Annotated in this window: 10 protein-coding genes; 4 read left to right on the plus strand and 6 right to left on the minus strand. The window is 58.2% G+C overall.

Going from position 1 to position 13414, the window contains the following annotated elements:
• Window positions 1-23: 23 nt before the first annotated feature.
• Entirely contained in the window at window positions 24-1412 is a 1389-nt protein-coding gene (gene rmuC, locus QMK47_RS21685; protein ID WP_162493988.1) for a DNA recombination protein RmuC, read from the minus strand.
• 188 nt (window positions 1413-1600) lie between these two features.
• Window positions 1601-1924, minus strand: coding sequence for a sel1 repeat family protein (locus QMK47_RS21690; protein WP_253477151.1), 324 nt, complete (start codon window positions 1922-1924; stop codon window positions 1601-1603).
• Between the two features lie 1002 nt (window positions 1925-2926).
• Between QMK47_RS21690 and QMK47_RS21695 the strand changes: the two genes are divergently transcribed.
• From QMK47_RS21695 to QMK47_RS21705, 3 genes are all read left to right on the plus strand, one after another.
• Window positions 2927-3151: a hypothetical protein gene (locus tag QMK47_RS21695; protein ID WP_003204606.1), complete on the plus strand. Its 225-nt coding sequence runs from the start codon at window positions 2927-2929 to the stop codon at window positions 3149-3151.
• Between the two features lie 276 nt (window positions 3152-3427).
• Window positions 3428-3910, plus strand: coding sequence for a hypothetical protein (locus QMK47_RS21700; RefSeq protein ID WP_258689109.1), 483 nt, complete (start codon window positions 3428-3430; stop codon window positions 3908-3910).
• A 144-nt stretch (window positions 3911-4054) separates the two neighbouring features.
• A complete protein-coding gene (locus QMK47_RS21705; RefSeq protein ID WP_214509593.1) occupies window positions 4055-5326 on the plus strand; it encodes an OmpP1/FadL family transporter in 1272 nt (423 codons plus the stop codon).
• Between the two features lie 90 nt (window positions 5327-5416).
• Here the strand turns inward: QMK47_RS21705 and QMK47_RS21710 are convergent, their stop codons facing one another.
• The 3 genes from QMK47_RS21710 to QMK47_RS21720 all read right to left on the minus strand — a co-directional run bounded on the left by QMK47_RS21710 (window position 5417) and on the right by QMK47_RS21720 (window position 7815).
• Complete coding sequence (locus tag QMK47_RS21710) at window positions 5417-5968, minus strand: glutathione peroxidase (RefSeq protein WP_258689110.1); 552 nt, start codon at window positions 5966-5968, stop codon at window positions 5417-5419.
• A gap of 181 nt (window positions 5969-6149) precedes the next feature.
• Window positions 6150-7358 (minus strand): MFS transporter, encoded by a 1209-nt coding sequence (locus QMK47_RS21715; RefSeq protein ID WP_214509591.1) that lies wholly within the window; start codon window positions 7356-7358, stop codon window positions 6150-6152.
• 52 nt (window positions 7359-7410) lie between these two features.
• The gene (locus QMK47_RS21720; protein ID WP_003204618.1) at window positions 7411-7815 is read right to left on the minus strand and encodes a MarR family winged helix-turn-helix transcriptional regulator; all 405 of its coding nucleotides are present in this window, start codon (window positions 7813-7815) and stop codon (window positions 7411-7413) included.
• 538 nt (window positions 7816-8353) lie between these two features.
• On the opposite strand from QMK47_RS21720, the gene QMK47_RS21725 reads away from it, so the two are divergent.
• The gene (locus tag QMK47_RS21725; RefSeq protein ID WP_320389312.1) at window positions 8354-8632 is read left to right on the plus strand and encodes a LuxR family transcriptional regulator; all 279 of its coding nucleotides are present in this window, start codon (window positions 8354-8356) and stop codon (window positions 8630-8632) included.
• Here QMK47_RS21725 and QMK47_RS21730 read toward each other — a convergent pair.
• On the minus strand, window positions 8625-13310 hold the full coding sequence (locus QMK47_RS21730; protein WP_320389313.1) for an RHS repeat-associated core domain-containing protein: 4686 nt from the start codon (window positions 13308-13310) through the stop codon (window positions 8625-8627). The two genes, QMK47_RS21725 and QMK47_RS21730, sit on opposite strands and share 8 nt — an antisense overlap.
• Between the last annotated feature and the right edge of the window lie 104 nt (window positions 13311-13414).

Genomic DNA, 13414 nt, shown 5'->3' on the forward strand with positions numbered 1-13414 from the left:
CCGCTTCAGCCTTGGGATCTGCTTCAGCCCTGGGTTTTCTCGCTGGCTTCTTCCGGCAACTCAGGCAGCCCATCCGCATCGGTCATCGCCCGTTCGAGCAATTCGCTGGGCAAGCTCTTGCTGGCCCGAGCGCCGAGCAGTTTGAGCTGTTCGCTGCGGCTGATCAGATTGCCGCGCCCTTCCGTCAGCTTGTTGCGCGCAGCACTGTAGGCTTTGTCCAGCTGCTGCAAGCGACTGCCAATCTCGTCCAGGTCCTGGATGAACAAGACGAACTTGTCATACAGCCACCCGGCCCGCTCGGCGATTTCCCGGGCGTTCTGGCTCTGGCGCTCCTGCTTCCACAAGCTGTCGATCACCCGTAGGGTCGCCAGTAATGTGGTCGGGCTGACGATCACGATGTTGCGGTCGAAAGCTTCCTGGAACAGGTTCGGCTCGGCTTGCAGGGCGGCGGAAAACGCCGCTTCGATCGGCACGAACAACAACACGAAATCCAGGCTGTGCAAACCGTCCAGGCGTTTGTAGTCCTTGCCGGCCAAGCCTTTGACGTGGGCGCGCAACGACACCACATGTTGCTTGAGGGCGAGTTGGCCAATGGCGTCATCTTCGGCGGCCACATATTGCTGATAGGCCGTGAGGCTGACCTTGGAGTCGACCACCACCTGCTTGTCGCCAGGCAGGTAAATCAACACGTCCGGCTGGAAACGCTCACCGTCCGGGCCCTTGAGGCTGACCTGGGTCTGATACTCGCGGCCCTTCTCCAGGCCGGCATGTTCGAGCACTCGCTCCAGAATCAGCTCGCCCCAGTTGCCCTGGGTCTTCTGGCCCTTGAGTGCCCGAGTGAGGTTGGTGGCCTCGTCGCTCAAGCGCAGGTTCAGCTGTTGCAAGCGCTCCAGCTCCTTGCCCAGGGAAAAACGTTCCCGGGCCTCGGCCTGATAACTTTCTTCGACGCGTTTTTCAAAGGACTGGATGCGCTCCTTCAGCGGATCGAGCAACTGACCCAGGCGCTGGTGGCTGGTCTCGGCGAAACGCTGCTCACGCTCATCGAAGATTTTTCCGGCAAGCTCGGCGAACTGTGCCCGCAACTCGTCGCGCGAACCTTGCAGATCATCCAGGCGTTGCTGATGGCTTTCCTGCTGCTCACGCAGTTCGGCATGCAACGACGCCGCCTGGGCATCGAGCCGCCGCAGTTCCGCTTCCTTGTTGGCGCGCTCGAGGTTCCAGGCGTGGGCCGCATCCCGGGCGTTGTCGCGCTCGATCTGCAACAACTCGACTTCACGACAGGCCGCGGCAAGCTCGGCTTGCTTGGCGGCGTTGGCCTGGCTCAGGTCGCTGATCTCATCGCGGCAGGCATCGAGCTGGGCATTGAGGCCGTCGTGGGCCATGTGCGCAGTGGCCAGGCGTTCTTCCAGCAGGGCCTGTTCGGTCTGCGCAGCGCCGGCCTGGCGTTGCAGGTGCCAGGCCAGTGCCAGCAACGGCACCGCAGCGCCCGCCAGGCCAAACAACAGGCTGGTCAAATCCATAGCCATGACAATTCCTGCCGATCAAATAAAGCCCGAAGGTTAACCAAGCGGCCGGGGGTTGCCCAGCTCGGTCTTCGTTTTCAGCCTTTGATTTCACCGAGGGCCCGGCGGGCTCGATCATCGCCGGCCCGCGCAGCCTGGCGCAGCAGGTCCTGGCCGATGCGGCGATCCCGGGCGTTGCCGCATTCACGGCACATCAATTGTCCGAGGCGACTTTGTGCGGCCACCACGCCTTCACGGGCCGGTTGCTTGAGTAAACGGCCGGCCAGGTGCTTGACGCTGGGGCTATCTCCCAGTCGCGGGCTGTCGAGCAGCCACTCGGCCACCCGCATCGAAATACGCTTGGGTGGGGTAACACCATGGGGTGTGGAGGTAACAGGATTTGATACGGAGCGAAACTTCATAAAACACTGTGGGATAGATCGGAAGGCGCGCCACTCTACTCCTTTTTTCGTAGGGGTAAAGCCGAAAAAAACCAGCACGCCCGTGCTAGAGCAAGCGCTTGGGACAATCCACAGAAGCTGTGGATAACTCAGTGGACAACCCACCCTGAACTCGCGCAAAGCCCTGTGGAACGGGGCCTGCGCTCAAACTGACGATTTTTTCACCAGTAAAAAAAAGCGATGTTTTTCATTGACTTAAATTTTGGATGCAGGCACCCACCCCGGATTGTTTCGACATGACAGTACAGTGACACGTGGTGCAGCGAGTGTGCACAAGTAACAGCCGAATGGGTTATAACGCTGTGCTTTTTTGGCGCATCTGGCGGTAAAACCTGGGGATAACCCGTGGCGAGGGAGCTTGCTCCCGCTGGGGCGCGAAGCGGCCCTGTTTTGGGGCTGCTACGCAGCCCAGCGGGAGCAAGCTCCCTCGCCACGAGAATATTACTAGGCTGTTCTCTTAACTAGTCGGCATCAGGGTTAGGCCCTACTTGAATATTTTTTAACCAACGCCCTTCCCTTCACAAGCTCGATCCGTTAGTATCCGCAGCGTTAGTACCAAGCTGAAAGTCAATTCCGGGTCGAACACATCTCCACGGTCAGCCATCCTTCAAAGGACGCCTCACCGAAAAAAGGAGACCGGCCCCCTCGATGGTTTCCAGGTAAACCTTGCGTCAACATAGCCTTTGATCGAATGCAAAGGGTGTTGCCAGGCTAATTACTCTGACCGAACCAACCTGCAAAATTGATCAGGATCTTCACCCCGGGCCCAGAACCTTTGCCCTCGATGTGTTGCCTGCCCTCCTAAGTACCTACCTGCCAGCCCAAGCGCGCACTTTATATAGCGCTCAAACTGGCTGCTTTGTTCCAGTCGGGTTCTTCGTTCGACCAATGGTGGTCGACGTTACTGGAACGTTTTAACGTTGCACGGTTCTTAACCGTGTCATTTGTAGGAACACCCATAACATGTCTACTCAAATCCACGCACAGGATGCTATCCGCACCCTAACCAACGCTTTTGCCCCGATGAACTGCCTGATCATGGCCGCTCGCAAAGGCTGCTTCAGCTTCACCCTAGTCAACGAACACGGCATCGCCCGTCACAGCGAACGCCTGTACCCCGATCAGTACTCCAGCGCCGAACCGCTGCAGGCCGTGATCGAGCGTACCCGCCAGGCACTGGTTGCCTGAGACGCCAGAAAGGCTGAAACCCCAAAGGCCCCGCCCAAAAAGCGGGGTTTTTTATTGCCTGGAATTCCTCGATTAAGCGAAACGGCGTAAGTACCAAGGGATATAACAGTTATAACCGTTCGTTGAAGATGTTTTAAAAACAGTCCTTTACAACGTAAATATGACACTACACTTCAAGTCAAGCGGCATGATCCGCTTCCGGCGGGGCCTGGACCGATCCACCGCTGCCAAGCCCACACTCTTCAGGCTCCGCCCATTTCACACTTCGAGGGTTTTATGGGTATCGCTGCCAGCGAACTGTGTCGATATGTGATCCGCCCGACGCTCCTCTACCTTGAGCGTCACAGCGCAACTGCGGAATCCTTGTTGCTGGGTATTGCCGCCAGCCAGTCCGCCCTGGGTTCAGCCCTGCATGATCGCCGCGGGCATGGCCTGTATCGCATTACCGAGCCCCGACACCAGGCACTCTGGGACCATTACCTGGCGCTGGACCCGGAACGTGCCAGCCTGGTACGCGGCCTGGCCAGCCAGCACGCCTTTCTCAGCGGCCCGCACCTGGAATTGACCGTCAACCTGCGCTATGCCACCGCCATTGCCTGGCTGCTGGTGGAGGAACAGAACACTCCGCTTCCCGAATCCGATGACCTGCTTGGCATGGCCCGCATCTGGCGACAAACCTTTCACCCCCAAGGGCGCCTGCGAGATTTCACCTGCGCCTGGCGAAGCTGTGTTTCACCACTGAATCAGGTCGCTTGCTGATGGGAAATTTGGAAACTTCCTGCAACGGTCGCGAATCTGGTCGGATTGTCCTACAAAACCCCTCTAAATCAAGCGATAAGGGCTATAGCGCTTGCACGAAAATGTTGGTAATTTTCGCCCCGGTGATCATCAGGAGTTCTAACAATGAAAAAAATCATGCTCAAAACCACCCTTGGCCTTGCCGTGACCTTGGCATCCACCCAACTTTTCGCCAGTGGCTTTGCCTTGAACGAACAAAGCATCAGTGGCATGGGCACTGGTTTCGCAGGTCGTTCTTCCGCTGCCGATGACGCCAGTACCGTGTTTGGCAACCCTGCCGGCATGTCGCGCCTCAAGCGCCAGCAAGTCACCGGTGGCTTCGCCGCCATTGATGCCTCCACCGATATCGACGATGCCAGCGGCACCCAGTCCGGCACCAACAAGGGCGACATGGTCCCGCTGACCGGTGTTCCGATGGGCTATTACGTCAAGCCTATCGATGATCAGTGGGCGTTCGGCCTGGGTGTCTACGCACCGTTCGGCTTGATCACCGACTATGAAAATGGCTTCCAGGGCGGCAACTTCGGCAGCAAGAGCGAAGTGAAGGTCGTCACGTTCCAGCCAACCGTCAGCTATGCCTTCAACGACAAGGTATCGATCGGTTTCGGCCCGACCATCAACCGTATTTCCGGCTCCCTGGAATCGACCCTGACCACACCACTGTCGCCTAATGACGGCGACGTGAAGATCAAGGGCGACGACATTGGCTATGGCTACAATATCGGCGTGCTGGTCCAGGCGACCGACACTACTCGCGTTGGTCTGACCTACCACTCCAAGGTCAAGTACAAACTCGAAGGCCACACTGAGGTAAATCCGGGAGCCGGCACACCTGCCTTCCTGCTCGACAGCGGTCGCTACGATGCCTCGCTGGATATCACGACTCCTGAATCGGTGGACTTTTCGGTCACCCAGCAAATCAACGATGCCTGGACCGTCTACGCCGGTAGCACCTGGACTCGCTGGAGCCGCCTGAAAGAAATCACCGTGAACAATGAAGGTGTGACTGGCCCCCTGGCTCCCAACTTCTTCACCAACATCACCGAAGAGCAAAACTGGCACGACACCTGGGCCTACGCCATCGGTACTTCCTACCAGTTGAACAAACAGTGGGTACTGCGTACAGGCCTGTCTTTCGACCAGGCGCCAACCAACAACGCCGACCGCTCGCCACGCATCCCTACTGGCGACCGGACCATCTTCAGCCTCGGTGCCGGCTGGAGCCCAACCGACGACCTGACCATCGACGTGGCTTATTCCTACCTCAAGGAAGAAAAAGTCAACGTCAGCGGCAGCAACGCCCTCGGCCAGTCCTACAACGCCAAATATGAAAACAGCGCCAACGGTTTCGGTGTCGGTGCAACCTACCGCTTCTGATGTTTCACGGCGAACCTGAACCACTCGCCACCTGAAGCGAAAAAAAGCCCCGCACTCTGCAAAGAGGCGGGGCTTTTTCGTGGGCGGCGATCAGGGTTTTGAGGCAATGGCCGTCTCTACCGCCTTGATGAAATCGGGATCGTCAGGCTTGATCCGGCTGGAAAAACTGCCAACGACCTTGCCCTGGCGGTCCACCACGTACTTGTAGAAATTCCATTTCGGCGCGCCGGATTGTTCGGCCAAGTGCTTGAACAGCGGTATCGCATCCGCGCCGCGCACCGGTTGTGGTTCGGTCATGGTGAAGGTCACACCGTAATTGACGTAGCAGACCTTGGCGGTTTCAGCACCATCCTTGGACTCCTGCTTGAAGTCATTGGACGGCACACCCAGCACTTGCAGCCCTTGGTCCTTGTAGCGCTGATTGAGCGCCTCAAGGCCTTTGAACTGCGGGGCGAACCCACAGAAGCTGGCAGTGTTGACCACCACCAGCGGCTTGCCGGCGAAGCGCTGGCACAAATCAATGGTTTCCTTGGCCCGCAGCTTGGGCAACGACCCCTCCAGCAACGGTGGGCAACCGGCGGCCCAGACTTGCCCGGTCACAGCCAGCAATAGGGTGGGAACAGCAAACCAGCGCATCAACATGTCAATTTTCCTTAAAAGCACGTCAGACCACGACGTTACTCGCAGCGTCCGATGCCGTCCATTATTCAGCAGTTGCCCATGCCCAGCTGCATCAAGGCCAGCCCGCCCTGATGCCAGCCCCACCAGGCGAACGCCAGCAGCAGGCCGGCACCGGCAGCGATCAACCACGGGGCGACGCGACTCATGCTGCGCCGGCCTGGACTTGCAGGCGCGCCACCGGACGTTCACGTACTGGCCAGTTCAACGCCGCCGCCAATAGGCTGAGCAGGATCGACACCTGCCAGATCAAGTCGTAGCTTCCGGTGCGGTCGTACACCACCCCGCCCAACCAACCACCGAGGAAAGAACCCAACTGGTGGAACAGGAACACGATCCCACCCAACATCGAGAGATTTCGTACACCAAACAGGGTCGCCACGGTGCCGTTGGTCAACGGCACGGTCGACAGCCACAGCAAGCCCATCGCCATGCCAAACAGGTACGCCGTCGTGGTCGTCACCGGTAGCCACAGGAACAAACCGATCACCACCGCCCGCACCAGGTACAACCCGGTCAGCAGGCGCGGCTTGGACATGCGCCCGCCCAGCCAGCCGGCGGTATAGGTGCCGAAGATATTGAACAATCCGACCAGGGCCAGCACGGTGGTGCCGACGCTGGCGGGCAGGTGCTGGTCCACCAGGTACGCCGGCAAATGCACACCAATGAACACCACTTGGAACCCGCAGACAAAAAAGCCCACCGCCAGCAGCCAGAACCCGGAGTGACTGCACGCCTCGCGCAAGGCTTCGCCCAGGGTTTGCTCATGGCCGGCGACTGGCAACGGCGCGTCCTTGAGCATGCTCACCAACGGCACGATCAACGCCACCAGCAACCCCAGCACCAACAACGCCGCCGACCAACCGAGCCAGCCGATCAGCCCCAGCGTACCGGGCAGCATGGCGAACTGGCCGAAGGATCCGGCGGCACTGGCGATACCCATGCCCATGCTGCGTTTTTCCGGCGGCACGGCCCGTCCGACCACCCCCAGAATCACCGAGAACGACGTGCCCGACAGGCCGATGCCAATCAAAAGGCCCGCGCTCAACGACAAGGACCATGGCGAGTCGGCCATGCCCATGAACACCAGGCCCAGCGCGTACAGCACGCCACCGATCAGCACCACTTTCGCCGCACCGAAGCGGTCGGCCAGCGCACCGGTGAACGGCTGCGCCAGGCCCCAGATCAGGTTCTGCAAGGCAATGGCAAAGGCGAACACCTCGCGGCCCCAGCCGAACTCGCTACTCATGGGCGCCAGGAACAGGCCGAAGCCATGCCGCACGCCCAGGGACAACGCCAGGATCAGCGCGCTGCCCACCAGGACCCAACCACAGGTACGCCACATCGAGGTCATTCTTGTTCTCCAGTCGCGGGTATATACCCACTTATCATCGAACGAACCGGCTTCACGCCAGTTCATCCAGCAAGGCTAGCAAAGTCGCGCGCTTTTCCGCGCCCAGCTTATCGATCAGTTTCTGCTGCGCCGCTTCCCAGGCCGGCAACGCCGCCGCCAGCCGGGCCTGCCCCGTTTCAGTGAGCACGACAATGCGGTTGCGCAGGTCGTCACCCTCGGCCAGCGCCACCAGCCCCTCGCCTTCCAGCACCCGCAGGTTACGCCCCAGGGTGCTGCGGTCCAGGCCCATGGCCTCGGCCAGGGAAGAAATACTCGGCTGGTCCAGGCGCGCCAGGTTGCTCAGCAAAGAATACTGGGCGACGTTGATCCCGAAGCCGTCGAGGGCGCCGTCGTAATACCTGCTGACGCCACGGGCGGCACGACGCAGGTTGATGCACAGACATTGGGAAGGAAGCATGGTGCGTGTATATACCCGGGGTTGGCGGAATGCAAATTTAAATGAGGCGTTTCGGTCTTGCTCATTTAAGGATTGATTGAATCCATGGCGAGGGAGCTTGCTCCCGCTTGAGTGCGAAGCACTCATCAAAGAGGGGCTTGCTCGCGATAGCGGTAGGTCAGCTTGTAGTGATGTTGACTGTGCCGCCGCCTTCGCGAGCAAGCTCGCTCCCACAGTTTTTCCGGGTCGTGCACAGAACTCGCAGCGCCGCGCCCTTCCCGTCATCCGTTCTTGCGCTTTTGCTCGCGGTCTCATGCGCATAGAAAAAAACCATGATTATCAAAGGCTTTTGCCTCAAAGCCGTTCCGATAACCCTTGATTGATATTCACCACCTGTAATGTCTGACAGGTTTCAGGTGGCTTGAATCGAGATATAACGACCCCGTGCCTCCAGCCCTGCCTCAGGGCTTGAAGACGGGTCGTGTGAACCATGCCATCAAGAAGTAGGAAGATTCCGCCGCCCCCACGCCATCATTGATGATGAATGGGAGTTTCAGTCATGTACCACAGCACCGCGATTTCTGGACGTTCGTCGCCATACCAGGACCATCACCACTCCACGGAGAGCAACCAGCCCCAAGCGATTCGACTCACCAAACGGGAAAAGGAATTCCTGCAGTGGAGCGAGGCCGGCAAATCGTCCTGGGAGATCTCCATGATCGTCGATTGCAGCGAAGCCAACGTCAATTATCACTTCAATAACATCCGCCGAAAATTCGGCGTCAGTTCGCGGCATCTCGCGGGCAAGATAGCGCGTGAACAGGGCTTGATTAACTAACCATCTGTCTGATTCGTTGCGCCTGAATCGCCTTGGCGTCTTCAAACACATGCGCTGGTGGCTGCTTCGGTATCGAGGGATCATTGTATCTTGGGGGCAACTCAGATGGCGGGACGGCGTCGTAAGGCGGCGGAGTGTCAACCCGGCTCGATGATACTCTCGGCACACCCCGTTCCCCACCCCTTCGAGGAGCGTTAGCAGGTGCGCGCGCGCCCCTTTCCCCTCTGGAGAGACTGGTGTTTCCATTGTCCGCTGCTGTTCTGGCGTAGACATTTCGGGCTCGAGGAGGACGAGCTCGGTTGGCAAATCGACTGGGCGCCCGGGCTTTTGGAAATAGATTTCCAATTGCAGCGACGCCCGCAATCGCACTAACCACCGACAACGCTATCTGCGTCTTGCCCTCTGTGACAGCGGCTCCAATACCGGTCCCGATCGCTATCACTCCGAAAATAAATGCACCTATTCCAAAATGCCCGCTCGGATCAACCTTACCCGGATCCCCCTGACAATACGCATAAGCATTCACCCCTCCCGCCCCAAACGGGCTCCAACTATCCGGGCTCTGAAACCTCATCAACACCGGATTGAACGCCCGATAGCCCTTCCCCAGCAGGTACCAACCCGTTTGGGTTTCCCGCCGCTCACCGTTGTAACCCAGGTGGCTGCTGACCGACGCTTCATCCGCGCGATGGCCATACGGTGCATAAACAACCTCCTGCGTTGCATTGCGATTGATTTCCCACAGCACGCTGTTCTTGTCATCACCGGCCAACAATAACGACTTTGGGTCAGCACCCGCCTGGTGCTCGGCGAGCACGACGCCATCTGCGCGTAGGAAACTGCTGCTGTTGGCGCCTTTGACCTGGCTCGTCAATTCACCGTCCTGGTAAAAGCGCTGCTCTTTCCCGCTCCCATCGTCCAGGCCGGTCAACGTGTCCAACGGGTCGTAGCTATAGCCAGCGGGGGGCTCGCCCGACAGACCACTGACGGAAATCAACCGGCCGAGGGGGTCGTATTCGAGCGTCCGGTTTTCTTCGTCGCGGATAAGATGACCGTCTAGGTTGTATGCCAACTCGATGTCAGGGTAATCCGCATGATTATTAGCGACGCGAAGCAGTTGCGTCGGATCGGAAGTGGTGTCGTAAGTATAAATCGCCCTGTTGATGCCACCGGTAAAGTAGGTCAGCGCCAGTTTGATATTGTCCAGTTCGTCAAACGAAAACACCTGACGGGTAATGGACTTGTTATACGGATCAATGGGCGGCTGGGTGCCAGTACACGTGTAGTCTGTCAGACGCCCGCGCAAGTCATAGACATAGGATTCGTCACGCAGCACGACGGCCCCCTGACGCAAAGTCCGCTGTTTCAGACCATCGACATCGTTGTAGACCTGACTCAGTTGCTGTTCGACCCCGTCGAGGTCGAAGGTACGCAAGGTTTCGCGACCAAACTCATCATACTGCAACGTAATGCCTACGCTTTGCCCACTGAAGCTATCGCGGGTGTGGATACTTGCCGTCTGGCCCAGCGAATCGTAGGTAAACGTCGAGACAGTCGTGCCCAGTTGCGTTTGCTCCAGACGTCCTTGAGCGTCATATTCATAACTCTGCTCCTGCTCCAAGACATCCGTGTAGGCACACAAGCGACCGAGCCGGCTGTAACGGTAATGCATGGTGTATTCATTGCCTTCCACGATTCGCCGCTCGCTTTTCGGCTCGCCGGTACTGTAGTACTCGCGGGTGAGCTGCAAGCCTTGTTCCTGGCAACTGGTCAGGCGTGCGTTCTTCCGGTCGTACTCGTAATCGGCCGAGATATTCCCCGTCAGGCTCCGCCGTAGCGGTTCGGTGCCCAGCTCCGGCTGATATTCGTACTCGATGACTTTGCCGCTGGGGGTGGTCACCGTATGAGGTTGTGTTTGCCCGGGCTCGTAGGTGAACACCTGCTCGCGACCGCCCGTAGTCGAGCTGATCATGCGATCAAGACCGTCGAACAGTTGGGTCCCAAGCTCAATACCATTGACGCTGATCGAAATAGGCAGGTCTTCGCGGCTGTGCTCGGCGTAGCTGCGCCGAACCACGGCGGTGTCCGGCAGCGTGTTTTCGGTGAGCCGGTCGAAAGCGTCGTAGCTATAAAGCGTCTCGCGCTCCAGCACTGAGAATCCGACTATCTCTTTCACGGCCCGCCCAAGCCCGTCATAAAAATTCCGTTGCAAACTGACAGGCTGCTCGACCAAATCGAACCGTTCGATACGGGTCGGCTTTTCGAACAAATTGAGCCAGGTTTCGGTGACACCACTGATTTTCGGGGTAGGTAATAAGCCTTCGCGCCAACTGCGCTGAATCGGCCCTTGCGACTCGGACGTACCGATCGGGTCAGTCTGCTCGAACGTCTTCACATCGTCCGGGCCGGTGACACAATATTGCGCGCCCCAGTCGTCGTATTCGTATTCTGTTGTCAGAATCCGTACATCTTCACCCAGCCAATCGTGCTCGGCTTCCTTGATCAAATTACCAAACACGTCGTAGCCCGCAGCATAGATCTGGCGAGGCGTGCTGGCGCGGCTGGGGTTATCGGCGTCATCCCGCTCTTCGTAGATCGCCCGGTTGAGCCCGTCGAACTTCGTACACGTTTTGACCTGCTTGACGTCAGACATCCATTGTTCGGCCTGGTCCCCGGCATTGGCACAAAGAAAGTACTCATAGCTGCGGTGTGCCATAAAAGCAGTACCGGGCGCCACAGTTTCACGGGTCACTCGCCGTAGCGCGTCATATTCGTAATGGATTTCTACGTTGTTGTCATCGCGGTTGAGCAGTGGTTCGCCATTGAGCATCGAATGCCACAACGTGACGATTTTTTGTACGTTTCTTCCACCTTGTTCGTGGTCGAAACCGGTCAGGGTTTCAACCGTCTGCAGCACGCTTTCCTTGAACACCGGGCTGTCGAGCGTGCTATACGCATAGTCGGTGACGGTCGACTTGCCATTCAAGGTCACTGTCTGGCGCGAGACGCGGCCATGCAGGAACGCATCGGTGCGGTCGTCGACATGCTCGAACAGCGTGCGTTCCAGTTCGATTTCGGTGGTGCCAAGCTGCACCAGGGTCTGGTTTTCAACCGTGAGCCATTGTTTCAGAAGCAAGTCTTGCGGCGGGCACTCCTCCGGCAGGCTGTCCCCCAGTTCCGGCAAGCCCTTGTAGCGATAACGGGTGCATAGCATTGGGGCCTGGCCGTTGGGGGACGGGGCCGGGGCGACGGTTTGCTCTTTCAGGTTGCGCACAAAGCCTTCGGGATCGGCTGGACAGCCATCGCCCCCTGAGGCGGGATACCAGACGTTGGTTTCGATAACGCCATTGGCAAGGGTTCGGACCCGCAGGTTGCCGTGTGTGTCATACGTGTTGCTGACAGTTTCGCTGCGCCTGCGGCTCGGATTATTGAGTAACGACCAACTGGTTCTGACGTTCCTGGGCAATTGGCAGTCGTTGGGTTGCCTGTCGAACTCGACGTTCGGGGTCAGGGAGTATGTGGTCTCGACCGTCTTGACGTTATTGTTCTGAGTGGTGGTTTCGTGAGTCAGGAGATGGAACTGGTTGAATTTTCGCTCGATTATTCGTACCGCACGCTCTTGCGGTTCCGAGTCATCGAGGACCCCGAGGGTTTCAATACTTCCATACTCGTAGGTACCAATGTACTTATAGAGATTGTCGAGGCCATCGTCATCCCACGACAGACGAAGTCCGTAACCCAGAAAATTCGTTTCGGTGTCGCTGTCAAAGAGCTTATATGTGTAGCGTACGTCGATCTCCGGCTGGCCAAAGCCTGGGACGGTGAGGTGTCGGGTGACACGAGGCAGCGGCGCGCGACCGCTGCCTTCCGGGAACTGATGGCCGGCGTCTTGATAGAACATTTCCTCGCGCCCGCCAGCAGGTGTCTCCACCCAAGTAATGCAGAGGTGATCGCGAATCAGGTTGTAGCCAAAACGCCAGGACGCCTCGTTCTCGGTCGGCAGGGTGATGCGCGTGACATATTTGTCAGAGCCCCCCAGGGTCATAAAGAAGCGCGCCAACGGGGTCCCATCAGGGCCGGCGAACGGCTGCAGCAACACTTCGACGGAGGTGCTCTGGCGCTCGATCGTCAGCAGGGTCTGGTCCGAATCGTCCTTGACCCAGGCCAGTATGTAATTAGCGCCACCGAACAACGTATAACCGAGCGTGACCTTGTGCCCCGTGGGTGAACGAATCTCCACAGGCAGGGCCACCCGGTTCTGGGTGCTGCCCATGACTTCGAGTATCTCGACCAGGCCGGACTTGTGCACGACCCGGTAGTGATCCTCGTCCTGATGGAAATGAAAACTGTCGAGTTTTTTTTCCTTCATCACCAACTGCCCGCTGACACTATCGCTGCCGGTGACCTTGAAGGTTTCACCGGTGCTCAGGGACAGGATCTGGTTGCCAGGCGTGTACTGGGACAACTGCAGGTTCCAGCCATAGCCGTAGCCACTGTCTTGCCTGTTGAGTGGGTTGTACGCCAGGTTCAGCGGAACACCGGGACCTTGCAGGTGATTGGTTTTCACGTCGGGCAAACTGATTGCAAACGTATATTGCCCGGTGCGGGGGTCAACGCCGCCCTCTATAAAACTCATAAAGTTGAAGGCATTGGAATGGACTGAATTCGAGATGGTCATTTAGTAGTCCTCACGCACTTGAAATTTATAAAGTCTCGATAGGGCATCGCCATTAACATTCAGTGACCAGCCATTACCCGCCCATCGCCCGAGTCTCAATATTC

This window comes from Pseudomonas sp. P9_35, from assembly GCF_034008205.1.
GTDB lineage: Bacteria > Pseudomonadota > Gammaproteobacteria > Pseudomonadales > Pseudomonadaceae > Aquipseudomonas > Aquipseudomonas kilonensis.